The sequence below is a fragment of the Halostella salina genome (genome assembly GCF_003675855.1).
In the GTDB taxonomy this organism is placed as follows: Archaea; Halobacteriota; Halobacteria; order Halobacteriales; family Natronoarchaeaceae; genus Halostella; species Halostella salina.
Genome location: NZ_RCIH01000008.1, coordinates 90844 through 109327, shown reverse-complemented (window position 1 = coordinate 109327; position 18484 = coordinate 90844). Strand labels below are relative to the sequence as shown.

Annotated in this window: 21 protein-coding genes; 9 read left to right on the top strand and 12 right to left on the bottom strand. The window is 68.6% G+C overall.

The window, feature by feature from the left end; genetic code table 11:
- Positions 1-58 precede the first annotated feature (58 nt).
- Positions 59-994: a nucleoside hydrolase gene (locus D8896_RS15640; RefSeq protein WP_121823053.1), complete on the top strand. Its 936-nt coding sequence runs from the start codon at positions 59-61 to the stop codon at positions 992-994.
- On the opposite strand, the gene D8896_RS15635 is transcribed toward D8896_RS15640, so the two are convergent.
- The 4 genes from D8896_RS15635 to D8896_RS15620 all read right to left on the bottom strand — a co-directional run bounded on the left by D8896_RS15635 (position 991) and on the right by D8896_RS15620 (position 4291).
- Positions 991-1896 (bottom strand): EamA family transporter, encoded by a 906-nt coding sequence (locus D8896_RS15635; RefSeq protein ID WP_121823052.1) that lies wholly within the window; start codon positions 1894-1896, stop codon positions 991-993. The two genes, D8896_RS15640 and D8896_RS15635, sit on opposite strands and share 4 nt — an antisense overlap.
- An 88-nt stretch (positions 1897-1984) precedes the next feature.
- A complete protein-coding gene (locus tag D8896_RS15630) occupies positions 1985-2911 on the bottom strand; it encodes a nucleoside hydrolase (protein WP_121823051.1) in 927 nt (308 codons plus the stop codon).
- A gap of 652 nt (positions 2912-3563) precedes the next feature.
- Entirely contained in the window at positions 3564-3980 is a 417-nt protein-coding gene (locus tag D8896_RS15625) for a hypothetical protein (RefSeq protein ID WP_121823050.1), read from the bottom strand.
- Positions 3981-4075: 95 nt separating this feature from the next.
- Positions 4076-4291: a hypothetical protein gene (locus D8896_RS15620; protein ID WP_121823049.1), complete on the bottom strand. Its 216-nt coding sequence runs from the start codon at positions 4289-4291 to the stop codon at positions 4076-4078.
- A gap of 83 nt (positions 4292-4374) precedes the next feature.
- On the opposite strand from D8896_RS15620, the gene D8896_RS15615 reads away from it, so the two are divergent.
- Positions 4375-4614, top strand: coding sequence for a hypothetical protein (locus D8896_RS15615; RefSeq protein ID WP_121823048.1), 240 nt, complete (start codon positions 4375-4377; stop codon positions 4612-4614).
- 24 nt (positions 4615-4638) lie between these two features.
- On the opposite strand, the gene D8896_RS15610 is transcribed toward D8896_RS15615, so the two are convergent.
- The gene (locus D8896_RS15610; RefSeq protein ID WP_121823047.1) at positions 4639-5832 is read right to left on the bottom strand and encodes a CobW family GTP-binding protein; all 1194 of its coding nucleotides are present in this window, start codon (positions 5830-5832) and stop codon (positions 4639-4641) included.
- 99 nt (positions 5833-5931) lie between these two features.
- Between D8896_RS15610 and D8896_RS15605 the strand changes: the two genes are divergently transcribed.
- From D8896_RS15605 to D8896_RS15595, 3 genes are all read left to right on the top strand, one after another.
- A complete protein-coding gene (locus D8896_RS15605; RefSeq protein ID WP_121823046.1) occupies positions 5932-6228 on the top strand; it encodes a hypothetical protein in 297 nt (98 codons plus the stop codon).
- An 86-nt stretch (positions 6229-6314) separates the two neighbouring features.
- Complete coding sequence (locus tag D8896_RS15600) at positions 6315-7289, top strand: ArsA family ATPase (protein ID WP_121823045.1); 975 nt, start codon at positions 6315-6317, stop codon at positions 7287-7289.
- A gap of 140 nt (positions 7290-7429) precedes the next feature.
- Positions 7430-9304, top strand: coding sequence for a carbon starvation CstA family protein (locus D8896_RS15595; protein ID WP_121823044.1), 1875 nt, complete (start codon positions 7430-7432; stop codon positions 9302-9304).
- Between the two features lie 143 nt (positions 9305-9447).
- Here the strand turns inward: D8896_RS15595 and D8896_RS15590 are convergent, their stop codons facing one another.
- From D8896_RS15590 to D8896_RS15575, 4 genes are all read right to left on the bottom strand, one after another.
- Complete coding sequence (locus tag D8896_RS15590; protein WP_121823180.1) at positions 9448-10062, bottom strand: hypothetical protein; 615 nt, start codon at positions 10060-10062, stop codon at positions 9448-9450.
- Between the two features lie 194 nt (positions 10063-10256).
- Positions 10257-11102: an ABC transporter permease subunit gene (locus D8896_RS15585; RefSeq protein WP_121823043.1), complete on the bottom strand. Its 846-nt coding sequence runs from the start codon at positions 11100-11102 to the stop codon at positions 10257-10259.
- Complete coding sequence (locus tag D8896_RS15580; protein ID WP_121823042.1) at positions 11099-12085, bottom strand: ABC transporter ATP-binding protein; 987 nt, start codon at positions 12083-12085, stop codon at positions 11099-11101. Before D8896_RS15580 ends, D8896_RS15585 begins: the two co-directional genes overlap by 4 nt.
- Before the next feature lie 79 nt (positions 12086-12164).
- Positions 12165-13016 carry a hypothetical protein gene (locus tag D8896_RS15575; protein WP_162991597.1) on the bottom strand — a complete coding sequence of 284 codons (852 nt, stop codon included), beginning with the start codon at positions 13014-13016 and terminating at the stop codon, positions 12165-12167.
- A 111-nt stretch (positions 13017-13127) separates the two neighbouring features.
- Between D8896_RS15575 and D8896_RS15570 the strand changes: the two genes are divergently transcribed.
- Entirely contained in the window at positions 13128-13580 is a 453-nt protein-coding gene (locus D8896_RS15570; RefSeq protein ID WP_121823040.1) for an ArsR/SmtB family transcription factor, read from the top strand.
- A 24-nt stretch (positions 13581-13604) separates the two neighbouring features.
- Here D8896_RS15570 and D8896_RS15565 read toward each other — a convergent pair whose 3' ends face one another.
- Positions 13605-13874 carry a DUF7576 family protein gene (locus D8896_RS15565; protein WP_121823039.1) on the bottom strand — a complete coding sequence of 90 codons (270 nt, stop codon included), beginning with the start codon at positions 13872-13874 and terminating at the stop codon, positions 13605-13607.
- A gap of 433 nt (positions 13875-14307) precedes the next feature.
- Positions 14308-15141 carry an aldo/keto reductase gene (locus D8896_RS15560; RefSeq protein ID WP_121823038.1) on the bottom strand — a complete coding sequence of 278 codons (834 nt, stop codon included), beginning with the start codon at positions 15139-15141 and terminating at the stop codon, positions 14308-14310.
- A 350-nt stretch (positions 15142-15491) separates the two neighbouring features.
- Between D8896_RS15560 and D8896_RS15555 the strand changes: the two genes are divergently transcribed.
- From D8896_RS15555 to D8896_RS15545, 3 genes are all read left to right on the top strand, one after another.
- Positions 15492-16094 (top strand): metal-dependent hydrolase, encoded by a 603-nt coding sequence (locus D8896_RS15555; protein WP_205596850.1) that lies wholly within the window; start codon positions 15492-15494, stop codon positions 16092-16094.
- A gap of 84 nt (positions 16095-16178) precedes the next feature.
- The gene (locus D8896_RS15550) at positions 16179-16622 is read left to right on the top strand and encodes a universal stress protein (RefSeq protein ID WP_121823037.1); all 444 of its coding nucleotides are present in this window, start codon (positions 16179-16181) and stop codon (positions 16620-16622) included.
- 131 nt (positions 16623-16753) lie between these two features.
- Positions 16754-17308, top strand: a complete 555-nt coding sequence (locus tag D8896_RS15545; protein WP_121823036.1) for a hypothetical protein — start codon at positions 16754-16756, stop codon at positions 17306-17308.
- Positions 17309-17311: 3 nt separating this feature from the next.
- On the opposite strand, the gene D8896_RS15540 is transcribed toward D8896_RS15545, so the two are convergent.
- Positions 17312-18226: a DUF7551 domain-containing protein gene (locus tag D8896_RS15540; protein ID WP_121823035.1), complete on the bottom strand. Its 915-nt coding sequence runs from the start codon at positions 18224-18226 to the stop codon at positions 17312-17314.
- Positions 18227-18484 lie beyond the last annotated feature (258 nt).

The following is an 18484-nucleotide window of genomic DNA, read 5'->3' as shown; positions in this document are numbered from 1 at the left end:
AAGGGGTTCGGCCGTCGCCGACCCACAGAGCAATGTGGCTCGCGCGTCTCGGTGGCGTATGGCAACGAACGTCGTCCTGGACGTGGACCCGGGCCACGACGACGCGATCGCGCTGCTGCTGGCGCTGGGCCACGAGGCGGTCGAGGTGGACGCAGTCACGACTGTGGCGGGCAACGGGACGCTCCCGAAGACGACGCGGAACGCCCGGCGCGTGCTGGCGCTGGCCGACCGGGCGGACGTGCCGGTGGCCGCCGGGATGGCCGAGCCGCTGGTCCGCTCGGACGACGTGATCGCCACCCCGGAGGTGCACGGCGAGTCGGCGCTCGACGGCCCGGACCTGCCGGAGCCCGACCGCGACGCGGTCGATGACCACGCCGTCGACGTCATCCGCGACGCCGCGAGGGAGGGGTCGGTGACGCTCGTACCGACGGGCCCCCTCACTAACGTCGCCACGGCGCTCCGCCAGTACCCCGCGGTCGAGGACGGCATCGACGGGATCGTGTTGATGGGGGGCGCGGCCGGGACGGGGAACTACACGCCGGCCGCGGAGTACAACATCCTCGTCGACCCGGAGGCCGCCGCGGTCGTGTTCGACGCGGACGTGCCGGTCACGATGGTCGGCCTGGACGTGACCCGGGAGTCGCGGCTCGGCCGCGCCGACATCGAGCGCATCCGCGGGTTCGGCGACCCGGTCGGTCCCACCGTTGCCGCGTGGCTCGACTACTTCATCGGGTGGCACGAGGAGCAGTACGGCCGGGAGAGCGTCCCGGTCCACGACGCGCTGGCGGTCGGGGCGGTCATCGACCCGGGCCTCGTCGAGACGGAGCACCTGCACGTCGCCGTCGAGACCTCCGGGGACCACACCCTCGGGCGGACCGTCTGTGACCGGTACGGCGTCCGCGACGCGGAGCCGAACGCCCACGTCGCCCTGGGCGTCGACAGGGGCGGGTTCGTCGACCTGCTGTGCGGGACGCTGGAGGCGTACTCCGCTTAGCCGGAGAGGGAGACGATGGTCGCGCCGAGGATGATGATCACGGTGGAGACGAGCACCGCGGGCGTGACGCGCTCCAGCCGCGACGAGAGGAACAGCGCCGAGAGCCCGATGACCAGCAGCGGCGAGGTCTGGATGAGCGGGACGGCGATGACGACGGGGGCCGTCTGGAGCGCCGTGAAGGCCGCAAGGAGACCGAAGGTGGTCGCGACCCCCGCCGCGATGTACCACTTCATGTAGGGCTGTCGGACGATCGAGGGCGAGGGCAACCCCGTCGTCGCGCGGGTGTACACCGTGAATCCGATGAACGCGGTCGTGACGACGACCGCCGTGCCGGGGATGATCGACCCGCCCGCCCCCAGCGCGAGGGAGATGAAGATCGGTTCGATGCCGAGAAACACCGCGCCGAGGATCGGCACGAAAAACAGCAGCGCCAGTTCGCGCCGCGACACCTCGACGCGCTGGCTCTCGGCGGTCTCGTAGGAGATCACCGCGACGCCGGCGACTATCAGCACCACGCCGAGGAAATGCACGGCGGTCAGCGACTCGTCCAGCACGACCACCGCCAGCAGCGTCGCGAACAGCGCGTTCGACGCCACGATCGGCGAAGTCCGGCTCGCCCCGAGTCGCTCGATGCTGGTGAACATACAGATCCGCGCGAACAGCGACCCCGACAGCCCCGCGCCGGCGAAGGCGAGCAGGGCCTCCGTGGACATCGAAACGTCGTAGAGGACCAGCGCGGGCGGGACGAGGATGACGACGTTGCTCAACAGCGACACCCAGATCACCTCGGACACCGACCCCTCCCGGGTCCCGAGGCGGACGAACAGGTACTGGAAGGCGAACATCAGGGAGGCCGTGGTCGCGAGTATCGTCCCTAGCAGGGCGTCGGAGAGCTGAAGCATTCGGTTACTGTCACCACGGTTCGGCACCCAATAAGGCCATCCTTTCCGGAGCCTCCAGCCGGGACGGAACGGCGGACCCGACGGCCGGTCAGTACTTCGCGACCGCGTCGACGACAAGGTCGACGAACGCTTCGCGGTCGATGTCGACGCCGACGCTCGCGTTCGGCTCCGTGTCGAGCACGTCCCACTGGTCGCAGACGGTCCGACCGGCGGTGTGGTCGCCGGCGGTTTCGACGGCGACGTGCATCGCCTCGGTCTCGACGATGTCGTCGTCGATCAGTTCGGCCACCGCGCAGGCGTCGTGAAGCGGGACCCCGTCCCAGCCGAAGCGGTCCTCGTGGAAGCGGAGGAAGTAGTCGAGCCACTCCGCGACGGTCACGCCGACGTCCGTCCCGAGGTCCCGGAACCGCTCGAACTCGTCAGTGCGGACCCGGGCCGCGCGGGTCACGTCAAGACCGACCATCGTGACCGGCACGTCCGACCGGAAGACGATGTCGGCCGCCTCCGGGTCGACGAGGATGTTGAACTCCGCGGCCGGCGTGTAGTTCCCCATCCCGACCGCACCCCCCATCAACACGATCTCGTCGACGTATCGGTCGATGTCGGGATACCGCTTGAGCAGCATGCCGACGTTGGTGAGCGGTCCCGTCGGCACGAGCGTCACGCCGCCGGCCTCCCGCGCCGTGCGGGCGATGCAGTCGACCGCGTGCTCGTCGAGCGTGTCGACGGCCGGGTCGGGGAGGTCGGGACCGTCGAGGCCCGACTCGCCGTGCACGTCCTCCGCGACCATCAGGTCGCGGACCATCGGCTCGTCCATCCCGCTGGCAACGGGCACGTCGGTCCGGTCGGCGAGCGTGAGCACCTGCCGCGCGTTCTCCGTGGTCTTCGCCAGCGTCTGATTGCCCGCCACCGTCGTGACCGCGCGGACGGAGAGGTCGGGGGCAGTCAGCGCGAGCAGCGCCGCTATCGCGTCGTCGTGTCCCGGATCGCAGTCGAGAATGACATCTGTCGTCATGTGTGAGTTCCGTACCCGGCTGTTCGCCGAGCGGGGATTAATAGTATGGGATCTTCTGACAGACCACACCCGTCGGTCGACGGGCAGCCGCCCGATCCGAAGTCGACGAAGGGAGGCGTCAGCAGCGACCAGACGAGGAGAGCCGGCAACACGGCAGCCGAAGGACGTGGAGAATGTATTTCTGTTTTACTACAATATTGATCCGTCCGGGACGGCGTGTTCGTGCCCAGCGGTCGAAGCACGGCGGCCGACCCGGAGCGCAGCGGTTCGTGGCGAACGCTCCACAGTCGGCGTCGTGTTCCCCTGCTCGTCGGGTCCGTCTCGAACTCCTGTGTTCGCTGGTCTAGCCCGGCGTACCAGTCGTTGAGCAATCATTGCATGTCGTCGGCGATGTTCGCCGGATGGGTCGCCGATACGCGTGGTAGACGCCGGCCTGTTCGTAGTAGACCTGCTCTACGAACGCATTCGCGGTTGGGTCGCTCGAACCGGGCTCTCGCGGGACGTTCTTTAGTAATGTTCGAAACCCCCAATATACATCACGAAAGCAGAACGACAGACGCGCTGGTTTCGACAGTCAGGAGGGCCTGTGAACCGGCGTATCCTGTCGGACCCGGTACCACGAACTGCCGGCTCACCTTGCGAAGCCTGCTGTTCACCCACCCATCAGTTCGGACGCCACGACCGGGACCGTAAGCGCGACTGCGACGGCCGCGACGGTGCCCGATACGAAGTCCGGTTCGGCGAGGGCGAACCCGATAGCGAGCATGGTGATCCCGCCGAGTTCGAGGCCGAGTCCGACCAGACCCAGTCGGGAGGTGTCGCCGTCCCCACCGCCGGTTTCGGTGGGCAGGTCGTCCGCTGACTGGTTCTGTGCGGCCGAGTACTGGAGGAACCATGGGAGGAACAGGCCCGTGCCGATTCCCGCGAACACGCCGGCGAGGGCTCCGTAGGCGACGTTTTCCAGGGCGATGTAACCGATCACGGTGAAAGCGGCGAGGTTCATCACCGCCGACGACCCACCGATGATCTTCCGGACGTTGTCGTTGAGGTTCGAACCGTCGCTCGACATACAGTGAGACGGGGTCCACGGGCCGAAAGTAGCTGACGGATCTCTGTCGGGATTCGGACCGCCCTGCTGCAAGGGGACGACCCGGCGTGGCGTCGCTACGACGTGACGAGGTACGTCACGGCAAACAGGAGGATCGCGAGCGTCGCCACGTTCACGGCGGTGAACTCCCACACGTCGACGAACGCCAGCCCCCACGTGATAAACAGCGCAAAGCCCGTCGACAGGACGGCGTTCATCGCAAACAGGACTCGGGGGTCGCCCGCCGACCGGTCGACGCCCTCGCCGAACCCCTCCTCCGGGTCGTCGCTCATGGGTCACATGCCGGGCGACTGGTACTTATCTCTTGCCGGAACGCAGCCACAGAGTTAATATCGTTCGGTTGGTAGCACGTGACATGGGACTGCTCAGTACCGTTTCGTCGGCGCTGTCCGCGGGGGAGACGGACGACGGGGAGGCGGGCAACGGGACCGACTCGAAGGGCGCGTACTGGTGTGACGACTGTGCTGTGCGCGTCCGCGACGTCGCCGTCGACGACGAGGGGCTGGACCGGGACGGGGACGACACCCCGCTGTGTCCGGACTGCGGCGACGCGATGCGCTTCGAGCGGAACCACGCGGACGGCTGCGCCTGCTGACCGCGCGGCCGGCGGGAACGACGCCTACGGCTCACGGAGCACGGCGTCCTCGCCGGTGCTCCCCGGGAACGGGCCGGCCGGAAGCGACGCCGACTCGGACCACTCCGCGTCCGTGACGAGCGCGTCGTCGAGCCTGTCCCGGACGTTCGCCTCGTCCATGTCGACGCCGATGACGACGAGTTCGGTCCGCCGGTCGCCGTGCTCGTCGTCCCAGTCCAGGTCTGGCCGGTTCGACCGGTAGAGGTCCTGTTCGACCGCCGGGAGCGACGCGACCCACGGTCCCTCGGCAGTGACTCGCACCGACGACCCGGCCTGGCCGAGCGTCTGTCGCTGGTCGTTGTCAGCGACCCAGAGCGTGCCCTTCGAGCGCACGACGCTCTCCGGAAGCGAGCGCAGGAGGTCGGCGACTCGCTCGGGGTGGAACGGCCGACGGCGGCGGTAGGTGAACGACGAGACGCCGTACACCTCGTCGGGGTGGCGGTGGTCGCCGTCCCCGCCGTGACCGTCGTCGTCGAGCGCGCGCTTCCAGCCGGGCAGGTCGCTCACGGCGTCGGGGTCGAACCGCTCCACGTCGAGCAGCCACGCCGGGTCGACGGCGGAGAACTCCGTCCGTGCCGTCTCGGCGTCGGGCTGGAGCGCCGCCACGAGGCCCTCGGCGGTCTCCAGTTCGGCCTCGGTACAGAGGTCGGCCTTGTTCAGCAGGACGACGTTCGACACCTCGACCTGTTCGACGAGCAGGTCCGAGAGGGGGCGCTCGTCCTCGCCGGCCGCGCGGCGCTCGGGCACCTCGTCGCCGCCGAACGCGTCCACGAACAGCCGGGCGTCAACGACCGTCACGAGACCGTTGACGCGGTACCGGGCCGCCGCGCGGGACTCCGTCGTGAACAGGCGTGCGACCGGAGCCGGCTCGGAGATCCCGGAGGACTCGACGACGAGGTGGTCGAAATCGCGCTCGCGGGCGAGCCGGGTGACGGCCGATTCGAGGTCGTCCTGTAGCTCACAGCAGATACAGCCGTTCGACAGCTCCGCCACGCCGTCGTCGACGTCGAGGTCCGAGCCCGCCGCGACGAGGTCGGCGTCGACGTTCACGTCGCCCATGTCGTTGACCAGCACGGCGAGTTCGCGGTCCCCGGAGCGTTCGAGGAGGTGGTTCACCAGCGTCGTCTTCCCAGCACCGAGGTTCCCCGAGAGCACCGTGACCGGGATCCGATCGCCCATGCCCGTGGGTTGGTACCGGGTAACTTGAACGTCCGGGTCCCGGCCAACCCCGACCACCCACCCGCAGCTTTTTGTCGGCGAACGCATTCGTGGGACACGATGACGCTCGCCAGCCGAATCAGCGCCTACCGGGAGGTCATCGACGAGTGGCTCCGCGGCCTGTACCACGGCATGATCAGCCACCCCGCCTACGAGAAGATCGAGGACGAGGCCGAGGACCTGGAGGACGCGTTCATGCTGGCCTGCTTCCCGGATGCGTTCGGCATCCCGTCGCCGGTGTCGTACTACACGGCCGAGCTACTGCCGTTTCTCGAAGACGAGTTCGAAGCCTGGGAACGCCGCCTCTGGGACCGCGAGACGCCGCTCGCCGGGAAAGCGGAGGGGTATCACTTCTGATGACTGCGACCAGTCATCGGCCGCGATTCCGGGGTCGTTCGGGCGTTCGGGGCCGCCCGACCCCGCGGGACGGAGGTGCCGTGTAGATGGAGCCGTTCGTGTTCTTCGGAGGGAAGGGCGGCGTCGGCAAGACGACCGTCTCCTGTGCGTACGCCCGAAAATGCGCCGACGAGGGCGTGGAGACGCTGGTCGTGTCGACGGACCCGGCCCATTCCGTCTCGGACGTGTTCGACCAGTCGTTCGGTGACGAACCGGAACCGGTCGACGGTATCGACCGGCTCTCGGCCCTGGAGATCGACCCGGAGGCCGAAGTGAGCGAACACCTCGGGGAGATCCGCGGTCGGCTCTCCGACCAGGTGTCGACCCCGATGGTCAACGAGATCGACCGACAGCTGGAGATGGCCCACCAGACGCCCGGCGCGTACGAGGCCGCCCTGTTCGACCGGTTCGTGGACGTGATGCGGGAGAGAGACCCCTACGACAGGGTCGTCTTCGACACCGCACCGACGGGGTCGACGCTGCGGCTGTTCGCACTCCCGGAGTTCCTGGAGTCGTGGATCGAGCGGCTGATGCACAAGCGCAAACAGAGCATCGACCGCTTCGAGAAGGCTGCGATCGGCAACCGGGAGCCCCGTCGCGTGATGGACGGCGACCCGGTGCTGGCGCATCTGCAGGACCGCAAGGAGTTCTTCGAGTTCGCCGGCGGTGCGCTCCGGAACGACGCGGCGTTTTTCATCGTGCTGAACCCCGACCAGCTCTCGGTGAACGAAACCGGCCGCGCCATCGAGGACATGCAGGGAGAGGACCTGGGCGTTCGCGGCCTCGTCGCGAACAAGCTCACGCCGAGTCCGGACGCCGACGAGGACGGCCGCGGGGCGCGCTACCTCCGCGACCGCGTCGAGACCGAGCGGGAGCGGCTCGACGCGGTCCGCGACCGGTTCGACCCGCCGCTGGTCGCGGAGATAGAGACCAGAACGCGGGAAGTGAAAGGGGACCTGCTGGCGGAGGTGGCCGCGGAACTCGACGTGGAAGTGCGCGCGGACGCCCCCTCGTTTGTTTAGTTCTGATCAGATTGACCCGCAAGCATGCCAAAACTAGTTGGACAGCTTGCGTTTTCCCGCCGAAAACCCGCAGTTCGATTCGCCGCGAGGGAAATAATTAACTAGTTGAATATAATGGCTATTGATGAGCGTGTTTACCAATGACACAGGTCATCTGGATCGTCGCGGCAGTCCTCGTAACGTTTACCGCCGGCTACATCGGGTATTCGAGCTACCTCTCGCGGTTCGTCGACCTCGACGACTCGCGTGAGACGCCGGCACACAAGTACGAAGACGGACAGGAGTACGTCCCGGCGAAGAAGCCGGTGTTGCTCGGTCACCACTTCTCCAGCATCGCGGGAGGTGCGCCGATCGTCGGTCCCATCACCGCGGGTGCGATCTGGGGGTGGGTCCCGGCGCTGGCGTGGGTCGCCATCGGCAACCCGCTGATGGGCGCGGTCCACGACTTCATCTCACTGTCCGGGTCGATGCGCCACGAGGGGAAGTCGATCGGCTACATCATCGGCGAGTACGTCGGCGAGCGCGGCAAGGACATGCTGCTGTGGTTCGCGTTCCTCACCATCATCCTCGTGGTGGCGGTGTTCGCACTCGTCGTGGGCATCGTCCTGAACGCGTATCCGCAGGCCGCCACGGCGAGCCTGCTGTACATCGGGCTCGCCGTGCTGTTCGGCGTGTACCTCTACCAGCTCGACGGGCCGTTCATCCCCGGGACGGTCGCGTTCGTCGCGGGCGTGTTCGCGAGCGTCTGGGTCGGCGTCCAGTACCCGGTCGCACTGTTCCCGGCCGTCGAGGCGGGGACCTACCCCGAGGGGACGATCGTTCTGCTGGAGTTCCTCGGCGACGGCGCGTGGCTCCCCGGCGCGGTGATGGACGCCAGTGCGACCATCACGCCGAACGTCGGCGCGTGGGTGCCGGTGATCCTGCTCTACGCCGCGGCCGCCAGCGCCCTTCCGGTGTGGGTGCTGCTCCAGCCCCGTGACTACCTGTCGTCGTTCCTGCTGTACGCGGGCGTCGGCGGCGCGCTGCTGGCGATCATCGTCGGTACGCTGTTCGGCACGGCCAGCCAGCCGCTCGTCGTCGCGGACAGCATCGAACCGTTCACCGGGTTCCTCGGCGTCGACGCCGTGTCGCCGTACCCGCTGTTCCCGCTGCTGTTCGTCACCATCGCCTGCGGGACGATCAGCGGGTTCCACTCGCTGGTGTCCTCGGGCACCACGGCCAAGCAGTTGAACAAGGAGAGCGACGCGCGGCTCATCGGCTACGGCGGCATGCTCGGTGAGGGCCTGCTCGCCTCGGTCGCGCTCTCGACGCTCGCGGTCGCCGGCGTCGCCTCCGCCGCTGCGGGCGGCGGCATCGGCGGCGCGCTCCCGAACTTCGCGGCCGGCGGCGGGATCATCCTGACGAGCCTCGGTCTCTCGACGGAGTTCGGCGGGCCGTTCATGGCGCTGGTGCTCGTGAGCTTCCTGCTCACGTCGACTGACACGGCTGCGCGCCTCGGCCGCTACATGATGGAGGAGATCGTCGGCACCGAGGGGAGCGGCACGGAGACCGGCTTCGGCGGCGGCATCGGGTCGCTCGCCCGTGGCCGGTACACGAACCCCGTCATCCAGATCCTCCCGGCGTACGTGCTCATCATCTCGGGCGAGTGGGCGACGCTCTGGGCGCTGTTCGGCGGCGCGAACCAGCTGCTCGCCGCACTGGCGCTGCTGACCGCCACGGTCTGGCTCGCCAACTGGGACGAGTCCAAGCAGCTGATCAGCACGGGCGTGCCGATGGCGATCATGGTCACCATCACCGTGCTGGGGCTTGGCTGGGTCGCGTTCTACGAGAACCTCTACAGCAGCCTCATCCAGGGCGGCGCGACCGGCATCGGCGGACAGGCCTCGGCCGTCGTCCAGCTCGTGCTCGGGGTGGTGCTTATCGGCCTCGCGCTGTCGCTGGTCCGGATCAGCTACGGGAACATCACGGACGCCCGCGGCGGCACCGGGCCGGCGGCCGAACCGAGCGACGACTGATGGTGTTCGCTCTCACCGGTAACCGGTGAGAGCAACCACTACGAACGACTGCCCGTCAACGGTCCCCCGGAACACGCTTCCTCCGCATCACGTCGCCACACAGTTGCGTAGCGGCGTCGCCGTCCTCGTGACGGCGGTCCCGGCTACGTCCAGAACCGCTTAGCGAACCGCGAGAAGAAGCCCTCGGGGTTGCGTTCCACCTCGCCCCAGAGCGCGAACGCGTCAGCGATGTCCGCCGCTTCGCTCTCGACGGCGCGCTCGGGCTCCGGCGCGACGACGACGAGGTTCACCTCGTAGTGGCCGTAGTAGCCGAACTTGAGCAGGGTCCGGTCCCGGAAGCCGTCGACGAACGACCGCACGGCTTCGGGGATGGCGTCCGCGACGACCACGAACGTGAAGTTCGTCTCGAAATGCTGTTCGTCGGCGTCGACCCAGTCGTCCGCCAGGTCGTTGCCGAAGTCGGCGAGGCGCTCCAAATCCGCCACCGTCACGTCGCTGTTCCGGCGCGCGAACAGGTACTCCTCGGTGTCGTGGTCCGCGTAGGAGAGCGCCGGGTGGAGGAACTGCTTCTGGTTGCGCATCCGGAACTCCCCGTAGAGGTCGAACCGCTCGCCCCGGACCCGGTGGTCGCGTTCGAGGTCGTAGCTGTACATCAGCCGGTCGCTGACGCGGTCGATGTACTCGTCGTCCCAGTCGGGGACGTTCTCGCGGATCTCCGCGGGAAGCTCCTCCGGCTCCCGGGGTTCGGCGTCGGTCATCGTCGCCCGTTGCCCGCACTCGCCGTCGGCGACGGTGCCCCCTGCGGCGGTGCCCCCTGCGGCGGTCGAGGCGCTGCCGGCCGGTTCGACGCGGTATCGCGTGCGCTCCGTTGGGTTCCGGAGTGGACGACACGGTATCCCATACCACCAGATACAGTACGTGCCGTATAAATTCGTCGCGTCACCGCCCGCCGTCATCCCTGGGACCGCCGGAACGCCACGTAGCCGACGAGAGGGGCGCCGACGACCCACGCCAGCAGGACGGGCACGGCAGCCGCGTCGGACAGATAGAACGGGACGTCGCCGGCGACCTGCGCGGCGGTCGGCCGATTGGAGACGTACGCCCCGTTCCGCATCCACTCGAACTGCGCGACGGTGAGGTCCCCGATCGCCGCGCCCGGGTTCAGCCGCTGCAGCAGCGCGAACCAGGCCGGACGCGTCCCGCCCGTGGGAACGGTCCCTTCGACGAGCCAGTACACGGCTTGCGGAATCCGCTCCCAGAGGAAAAACAGGAGGGCGTACGCGCCGAAGGCCCCGCCGACGGCTTTCGTGCTCGACCCGACGCTCGCGGAGATCGCCACGCCGACGACGGCGTAGACGACGCCCATCGTGGCGAGACCGAGCACGACGACGAGGGGGCCGGCGAGCGCGGTCCCGTCGTAGAGCGCCACGAGCGCCACGAGTCCGGCAGCGCCGCCGACGGCGACGACGGCGAGCGTGGCCGCGACACGCGAGAGCACGCGGCCGACGACCACGTCCAGTCGCCGGTTGGGGAGGCCGAGCAGGAACCGCATCGTTCCGGACTCCCGCGCGCCGACGACCGCACGGTACCCTAGCCCGAGCGCGACGAACGGAACGACGGTTCCGAGGGCGATGAACAGGGTCTCGACCCCGAGCGTGTACGCCGGGTCCTCCCTGACCAGGGACGGAACGGCCGCACCGGCCGCACACAGGATCCCCACGACGGCAGTCGCCAGCCACAGGAGTCGGGAGCGACAGAGTCCGAGCAGGTCGGTGCGGGCGACGTAGCGCCAGTTCATGCGTCACCCTCCGCGTTCGCTGATGCCCGGTCAGGCTCGTCGGCGGCGGCCTCCGTCCCTGCCCCGCCGTCGGTCGTCGCGGCCGCGAAGACGTCCGCCAGCGACGGCTCGCGCACGCCGATGTCCACGACCGCCGCGCCCGCTGACTCGACGGCGTCGACGACCGCGGCTTTCCCCCGAGTCGTGGTCAGCGACACGATGACGTCCCGGTCCTCGATGGACACCCCCGAAACGGCATCGACGCGTTCGAGCCGGTCGGCGAGGTCGTCCGAGACACGGTCCACGGTAACGACCAGCCGCCGGTCGTCCAGTTCCCCGATCAGGGTGTCGACGGTGCCCTCGGCGACCAGCCGACCGTCACGGAGGACGCCGACCCTGTCACAGACCGCCTCCACCTGGGACATGCTGTGGCTGGAGAAGAAGACGGTCGTGTCGCGCGCGGCCGCCTCGCGGACGATCGACCGCACCTCCCGAGCGCCGTTGGGGTCCAGGCCACGCGTCGGCTCGTCGAGGATCAGCAGGTCCGGGTCGCCGGCGAGCGCCATCGCGAGCGCGAGCCGGCGCTGCATCCCGGTCGAGAACCCCTTCGTCCGCCTGTCGGCCGCGTCGGCGAGACCGACGCGGTCCAGCAGCGCGGCTGCTTCGCCGGACGCGCGCTTGCAGTCCAGCGCGAACCGGACGTGCTCCCGTGCGGTCAACTGCTCGAACAGCCCGAACTCCCCCGGCAGGAGCCCCGTCGATGACCTAACTGCGCGGGAGTCGGTCGCCACGTCGCGGTCGAGGACCGTCGCGGAGCCGGCGGTCGGCTCCAGCACGCCGACGAGCACGTCGATCGTCGTCGACTTGCCGGCCCCGTTCGGGCCGAGGAAGCCGTACACCTCGCCGGCGGCGACGGACAGGTCGAGGTCGTCGACCGCGAGCGTCCCGTCGGGATACCGTTTCGTCAGCTCGTGGGTCTCGATTGCCGGTGTTCGGTCCGTCATCACCCGGATCGTGGGTGTCGGTGGAAGTAGCGGTACCGTAAGCTCAAAACCGATTTTGAACGACGGGCGTGCGGCCGGGTCAGTCGACGGTGGACCGGGCGTACACCTGAACCCCGACGCCGTACCAGACGACGGTCGACAGCCACTGCCAGAGGTCGACGAGGACATTCGTCCCCGGGACGGCGGAAACGGACCCACCGCCGAGAGCCGCGAGCGCGGCGGCGACGGCCGGCGGTCCCCCGACCGAAACGACGAAGCTCAGAAGGAGGACACACACCCGTCGCCAGTGTGCGGTCGTGACCCGCCAGCTGACCCGGAGCGCGGTCACCGGTCCCGTGCCGCCGACGACGCAGACGTCCGGGGCCATCCAGCACTTGTAGAACACGACCGCCAGGATCGAACCGAACAGCAGCGTCGGCGTCAGCCCGTCGAACACGCCCGGCCCCAGCAGGCCGACCTGAAACACGAGGAGCGAGACGACGGCGATCGCAAGCACGAACGCGAGCAGCAGGACGAGCAGTATCGCGAGGACCGTCGCGAACAGCGGGACCCCCCGTCGACCGGTGTGTGCCAGTGCGTCGCGAACGCTCGGCCGGTGGCCGGTCAACTCGCCGGCGACGACTGCACCGACGTACCCCCGGAGGAACACGCCGAGCAGCAGGACGGCGAGCGCGGTGTGGGCCGGCGCGCCGATCCAGCTCGCCGGCCCCGTCGACGGCTCGACTGACGCCGTGACGGGCTTGATCGCGGCCATTCCGGCCACCAGTCCCACGACGATGACGGGGACGGAAGGGTGTCGCTGCAGGAGCCGGACCGTCCACCAGACGTCGTCGGCGACGGAGTGCCGGACGACCGCCGCGTCGAGGTCGCGACACCTGACACAGCCACAGCCGTCGGCCGCGTCGCGCCGCCGTATCGTGTCCACCGTCATCGTGCCGACGGGACGGGCGGACGGAACCAGGGGACTGCGGTCGGTGAAAACGAGTTTTGAGCCTCCCGAACCCATAAACGGCCCTCGGCTGTTGATCGAACTAATCGGATCATGTCAGGGCTGTTGCCCACGGAATCGGACGTTGCGATCGATCGAAACGAGGATCCAAAACTGCTGTGCATCGACGACGACCGGACGGACGAAGTCCTCGCGACGCTGTCCTCGGACACGAGTCGAGCGGTGTTCCGGGCGCTGAATGATGAACCGCGGACGGCGACCGACGTGGCGGCCGAACTCGACACGTCGGTCCAGAGCGTCTCGTACCACATCGAGAACCTGCAGGAGGTCGGTCTCATCGACGTGCTGGACACGTGTTACTCCGAGAAGGGGCGCGAGATGGCCGTCTACGGAGCGGCGGAGGAACCGTACCTCGTGTTCCTCGGACCCGCCGACGACCAGCCGGGGTTGACCGCCGCGTTCAAGCGGTTCGCCAACGCGCTCGGACCGGTCGGCATCGTCTTCGCGGTCGGCGGAGCGGTGTCGCGACTGATCGGCGGGGAGTAGCCGGGTCGGCGTCGCGGAACCCGATCAGACGAACCCGGCGGAGAGACACTCCTCGTTGCAGAACGCGTAGTCCGATATCTCGCCGGGACGTTCACGGACGGTGACGTTTCGGTACCGGGTTCCTTCGTTGATCTCCTCGCCGCAGTGGTCACACCGGTGGGAGGCGTTGGAGTCGAGCAACACCCGGATCGACCGGTTCACCACGCGTTCGGCGGCCCGGTCGCGGGGGGTGTTCGTGTCCGGCGTCGACGGTGATCGTACGTCTCGGTTCTCCTGCGTGTTTTCTGCGTTCATTGGTGGTGGGTGGGATGTCGTAGCTGGTGGTAGATCAGTGCGATAACCTTCGGCCCTGCCGGAACGGCGCAGTCGGAGGACTCCGGGGCTGGGCCACGACTGACGTTTTCTGCCCGGGCGCGGGCGGTCACCCGCGCTGTGGCAGTCTACGCCAGTTTAGATGTGAAAAATGTGAAAAATTTAAACTGCGCAGAAAAGGAACTCGTGTCGGTCGGGCGCCGGGACTGGTGGCTTGAATCACAAGCCGATCGGTCGGGACCCGGATGCATGTTCCCACAGTGTCGTACCGCTCACTTAGTGTTTGTGCGATATTCGTTGACACACTCTGCCGGGACCCGTCCGGGAAGCGACCGGCCGCGGGGAGCCGCCGATACCGGGTCCGAACACCGGACGGAACCACAGAACGCTGCCGAACGAAGTCTCAAGGGAGGGCTCAGAGCGGGAGGCGGCGCACGAGCGACGGGAGGCGGTTGCGGAGTCGGACGCCGAGGCTACCGCTGCGGTCGTCGATCCGCGCCATCTCGGCGTCGGTAAGGGAGATCTCGAACGCCGCGAGGTTCTCCTGCAGGTGGTCGCGGCTCGTGGACTTCGGGATAGCGACAACGCCGTCCTGCTGGACCAGCCAGCGGAGCGCGACCTGCGCGGCGGTGCTGTCGTATCGCTCGCCGATCCGCGCCAGCAGGTCGTCGTCGAGCACGCTGCCCCTGGCAAGCGGGCTGTACGCGGTCAGCGCAACGTCGTTTTCGACACAGTACTCGCGGAGCGCCGACTGGTCCTTGTACGGATGGTACAGCACCTGATTCGCGACGATGGGGGCGTCGGCGACGGCCATCGCCTCGCGCAGCTGCGACCGGGTGAAGTTGCTGACGCCGATGTGGCGAACCAGCCCGTCATCCCGCAGGTCTGCCATCGCCTGGAGCGTCTCGGCGACGGGGACGCGAGGATGGGGCCAGTGGATCAGGAGGAGGTCGACGTAGTCGACGCCGAGTTCGTCGAGGCTCCCGCGGAGGGATTCGCGGACTTCCTCCCCCCGAAGGTTCGAGCGCCACACTTTCGTCGTGAGGAACACGCTCTCGCGGTCGACCGATGACGCGGCGATCCCCTCGCCGACCGCCGCCTGGTTGTCGTACGCCTCGGCCGTGTCCACGTGCCGGTACCCCAGTTCGAGTGCGGTCCGCACCGTCTCCGTGCACGTCTCCCCGGTGTTCTGCCAGGTTCCGAGGCCGAGTTTCGGAATGCTCGCGCCGCCCGCGTCCACGGTCTCCATAGTCCGGCCTCGGGGGGCAGTGTAAAGAAAGCGTGCGGTCGAGGCTTCCGGCTACGTCGAGGCCGCCCGCTGAGCTTCGGGACCGACGCTGTCGGCGGTTCAGCCGCGGTGGTCGAAGTGACCGAATACCCCGGGGCATCGCCTGCAGGTATCGAGTCGTGGCGACGCTACTCCCGTTTCGAATCCGATTTCGCTGCCCCGAGCGGGGAGACGCCACCGGCGACGCTCCGCGGCACCGGCGGGCGATTCCTCGGCCCGGGACGGCGGGAATACGGGTCCGCTCGTAGTTCCGGCTCCGGGGCGGTTTACGAGAAACCATTATATCGTCCCGTCCTCTACGAAAGGTCACGATGATGGCAACGACCCATGCGCTGTGGGGAATGGTGCTCGCCGTCCCCGTCCTCGTCGTCGCTCCGGAGTACGCGCCGTCGGCGTTCGTGGCGGGTCTCGCCGGCGGGCTGGCCCCCGACCTCGACCTCTACGCCGGCCACCGGAAGACGTTGCACTACCCCGTCTACGCGACGCTCGCGACCGTCCCTGCGGTCGGGTTCGCGATCGCGTCACCGTCGGATCCGTCCGTCGCACTCGGCGTGGGACTCGCCGCCGCAGCACTGCACGCGGTGACCGACGCCGCGGGTGGCGGCCTGGAGTTGCGGCCGTGGCTAGCCAGTTCCGAGCGGGCTGTCTACAGCCACTACCACGGCCGCTGGATCGAGCCGCGCCGATGGATTCGCTACGACGGTGCCCCCGAAGACCTTGGACTCGCCGGTGTCGCAGCGGTCCCGCTGGTCGTAGCGGGAGACGGCCCCACTACCGCCGCCGTCGCGCTCCTCTCGGTGTCCGCGCTCTACGTCCTGCTCCGAAAGCCCCTCGCGGCGCTCGCCGAGTCCCTCGTTGGCCTCCTGCCGGGGCCCGTGCTCCCGTACGTCCCCGAGCGCTATCGGGACGCCTGACCGACGGGTCGCACCATCGTGGAACACCCCCGATCGGTGGAACGGCACCCCGATTTATCACGCTCCCGTGAGACGATCTAGGTGATGTACGACCGATTGCTTCTCCCCACCGACATGAGCGCCGGCGTCGACCGAGCGATCGAGCACGCGATCGACGCCGCCCGGCGGTACGATGCCGAACTGCACGTGCTGTACGTCGTCGACGCCGACGCGTACAGCTCGTACCCCGGCGACGAGTACGTTCACGAGTTCGAGGGGCTCGAACACGCCCTCGAAGAGGCGGGGCGGGACGCCGTCGAGGCCATCGTCGCCCGGGCCGACGACGCCGGAATCGACACGGAGACGGAGATCCGACACGGCACCCCGCACGAGGAGATCCTCGCGTACGGTGATGAGGCGGACATCGATCTCACGGTCGTCGGGTCGAAGAACCGGTCCGGCGAGTATCGTCGGTTGCTCGGCAGCGTCGCCGAGCGCGTCGCTCGGCTGTCCGAAAAGCCGGTGACGGTGGTGAAAACGCCCGTCTGACGGGTATCGGAACGCGTGGAACGGCCGTGGTACGGCTGGTTCGGCTGTCGCCGGGAGCTGGCGAGCGCCGGAACCGGGGTTTCGGTCTCTGTCGCGACACCCCTATGTATCTCGGCTGAGCATCCCCTACAATGGCAGGTACTGAACGCGCGGCAAAGCGGGGCATCCGATACGCGCTCGTGACGGTTTTTCTCGTCGGCGTCCGCCGTCGGGACCCCGGTGCGGCCGCGAACGCCGTCCTCGCGGCCGTCGGTACCTACCTCACCGACTTCGTGGAGCGGACGTACGGGCTGGAACTCCGGCCGTGGCAGCGCCTGTACGTCGATACTGCGATGGTCACGCACGCCGTCGGCATGCTCGGGCCGTACGACGACGTGGGGTGGTGGGACCACCTCACACACACCCACTCCGCGACGATCCTCGGCGGCGCCGTGTTCGCTATCTGCCGTCGCACGGGCCGTGACCCCCGCCCCCGGGTCATCGCCGCCGTCGCCTGCTGTGGCATCCTGTGGGAGCTCGCCGAGTACGGGATCCACGCCACGGCCGACCGCCTCGGCGTCGAACCGATACTCGTGACGTACGGGCGGACCGACACCGCCCTCGACCTCCTCTTCGATCTCGTCGGCGCGGTGCTCGTGCTCGCGGTCGGCGACCGGCTGCTCCCGGACCTCGCGACGGCCGACTAGCGGCTACTCCACCGACCCGATCGGGGCGCTGGCGAACCCGTCCGACTCGGACTCGCCTGCCCGGCGGAGCGTCAGTTGCCACCCGTCGTCGACGGCGGCGGCCCGGACCGACACCGGGTCCCGGTCGGGCCGGTGGCGGCGGAGTTCGAGCACGATCGGCAGTACGGGGAGCCGGCCGTCTTGCGGGGAGAGGGCGTACTCGGACAGCCAAAGCACGACCGGACCCAGGCCGTCGCCGGAATCCGCCGTCGCAGTAGACTGCCCGTGACCGTCGAGCAGGCCACATTCCGCCAGCGACGCGAGCACCGCCGAAACCGGTCGCTCCCGTGATTCGGGTGACGGCAACCGGGCGGCGGCCGCCGACAGGAGCTCCGCCTGTTCGGAAGGGGGGAGCCGCCGGTCGAGCTCGGTCGCCATGCTTTCGAGCAGGCACAGACAGAGGTCGTCGGAGTCGGGGGTCGTCTCCGCGAGGTCGAAGTACGCGTCCATGACCGCCCGCTCGACGGCGTCGTGGCCGGCGTCCGACAGCGTCTCGAACACGGCCCCGGCGACACGGTGGGAGAACTCGACGAGGCGTCGGCGGGCAGTGCCCGCGGACCGGCCATCGGCGCGGTCCAGCGGCGTCCCGCCGTCCGAATTCCGGTCGCGTCGCGACCCTGCCACGTCGGTCAGAGGTCCAGTATCCTGACAGACGATCAGGTCGTAGAAGGGGAGTTGCGGGTCGTACCGGCGGAGCGCCGTCCGGTACTGTTCGGTCGCCCGGGCGGCGCTGCGCGCGGTCGCTCGGTCGGCGAACCGCTCCCCGGCGGCCGGGACCGGCCGTTCGCCGGTCCGGCCACAGAGAACGTAGTACTCGCCGTCCTCGCTGGCGAGCGACTCGATGTGGTCCCTGATATCGACGAGCGTCATGCCGACCATGGCTCCCCTCCGTTTCCGAAACGCCCGCGAACACGGGGACGTTCAGTGGCCGAACGCGTCCACGCCGGGTCGGGACGGCGTCTCCTCGACAGTTCCACGGGTCTCACCCGCCGTCGGCTGCGGGGACGTTCGTCGAGCGATCGTGCCTGCACTGCTCCATACATTTTAGGCCAGCCTAAATCAAAATAACGTTGTCGGTTCCGACCCGGACGGGCGTCCGGAGCAGGTCGGTGTCGGTCACCGCTGTGAATATCAGTA

What these genes read in the sequence shown, in the direction of transcription:
- D8896_RS15640 (WP_121823053.1), top strand. Translation starts at nt 59, where the DNA reads ATGGCAACGAACGTCGTCCTGGACGTGGACCCGGGCCACGACGACGCG.
- D8896_RS15635 (WP_121823052.1), bottom strand. Translation starts at nt 1,896, where the DNA reads ATGCTTCAGCTCTCCGACGCCCTGCTAGGGACGATACTCGCGACCACG.
- D8896_RS15630 (WP_121823051.1), bottom strand. Translation starts at nt 2,911, where the DNA reads ATGACGACAGATGTCATTCTCGACTGCGATCCGGGACACGACGACGCG.
- D8896_RS15625 (WP_121823050.1), bottom strand. Translation starts at nt 3,980, where the DNA reads ATGTCGAGCGACGGTTCGAACCTCAACGACAACGTCCGGAAGATCATC.
- D8896_RS15620 (WP_121823049.1), bottom strand. Translation starts at nt 4,291, where the DNA reads ATGAGCGACGACCCGGAGGAGGGGTTCGGCGAGGGCGTCGACCGGTCG.
- D8896_RS15615 (WP_121823048.1), top strand. Translation starts at nt 4,375, where the DNA reads ATGGGACTGCTCAGTACCGTTTCGTCGGCGCTGTCCGCGGGGGAGACG.
- D8896_RS15610 (WP_121823047.1), bottom strand. Translation starts at nt 5,832, where the DNA reads ATGGGCGATCGGATCCCGGTCACGGTGCTCTCGGGGAACCTCGGTGCT.
- D8896_RS15605 (WP_121823046.1), top strand. Translation starts at nt 5,932, where the DNA reads ATGACGCTCGCCAGCCGAATCAGCGCCTACCGGGAGGTCATCGACGAG.
- D8896_RS15600 (WP_121823045.1), top strand. Translation starts at nt 6,315, where the DNA reads ATGGAGCCGTTCGTGTTCTTCGGAGGGAAGGGCGGCGTCGGCAAGACG.
- D8896_RS15595 (WP_121823044.1), top strand. Translation starts at nt 7,430, where the DNA reads ATGACACAGGTCATCTGGATCGTCGCGGCAGTCCTCGTAACGTTTACC.
- D8896_RS15590 (WP_121823180.1), bottom strand. Translation starts at nt 10,062, where the DNA reads ATGACCGACGCCGAACCCCGGGAGCCGGAGGAGCTTCCCGCGGAGATC.
- D8896_RS15585 (WP_121823043.1), bottom strand. Translation starts at nt 11,102, where the DNA reads ATGAACTGGCGCTACGTCGCCCGCACCGACCTGCTCGGACTCTGTCGC.
- D8896_RS15580 (WP_121823042.1), bottom strand. Translation starts at nt 12,085, where the DNA reads ATGACGGACCGAACACCGGCAATCGAGACCCACGAGCTGACGAAACGG.
- D8896_RS15575 (WP_162991597.1), bottom strand. Translation starts at nt 13,016, where the DNA reads ATGACGGTGGACACGATACGGCGGCGCGACGCGGCCGACGGCTGTGGC.
- D8896_RS15570 (WP_121823040.1), top strand. Translation starts at nt 13,128, where the DNA reads ATGTCAGGGCTGTTGCCCACGGAATCGGACGTTGCGATCGATCGAAAC.
- D8896_RS15565 (WP_121823039.1), bottom strand. Translation starts at nt 13,874, where the DNA reads ATGAACGCAGAAAACACGCAGGAGAACCGAGACGTACGATCACCGTCG.
- D8896_RS15560 (WP_121823038.1), bottom strand. Translation starts at nt 15,141, where the DNA reads ATGGAGACCGTGGACGCGGGCGGCGCGAGCATTCCGAAACTCGGCCTC.
- D8896_RS15555 (WP_205596850.1), top strand. Translation starts at nt 15,492, where the DNA reads ATGATGGCAACGACCCATGCGCTGTGGGGAATGGTGCTCGCCGTCCCC.
- D8896_RS15550 (WP_121823037.1), top strand. Translation starts at nt 16,179, where the DNA reads ATGTACGACCGATTGCTTCTCCCCACCGACATGAGCGCCGGCGTCGAC.
- D8896_RS15545 (WP_121823036.1), top strand. Translation starts at nt 16,754, where the DNA reads ATGGCAGGTACTGAACGCGCGGCAAAGCGGGGCATCCGATACGCGCTC.
- D8896_RS15540 (WP_121823035.1), bottom strand. Translation starts at nt 18,226, where the DNA reads ATGGTCGGCATGACGCTCGTCGATATCAGGGACCACATCGAGTCGCTC.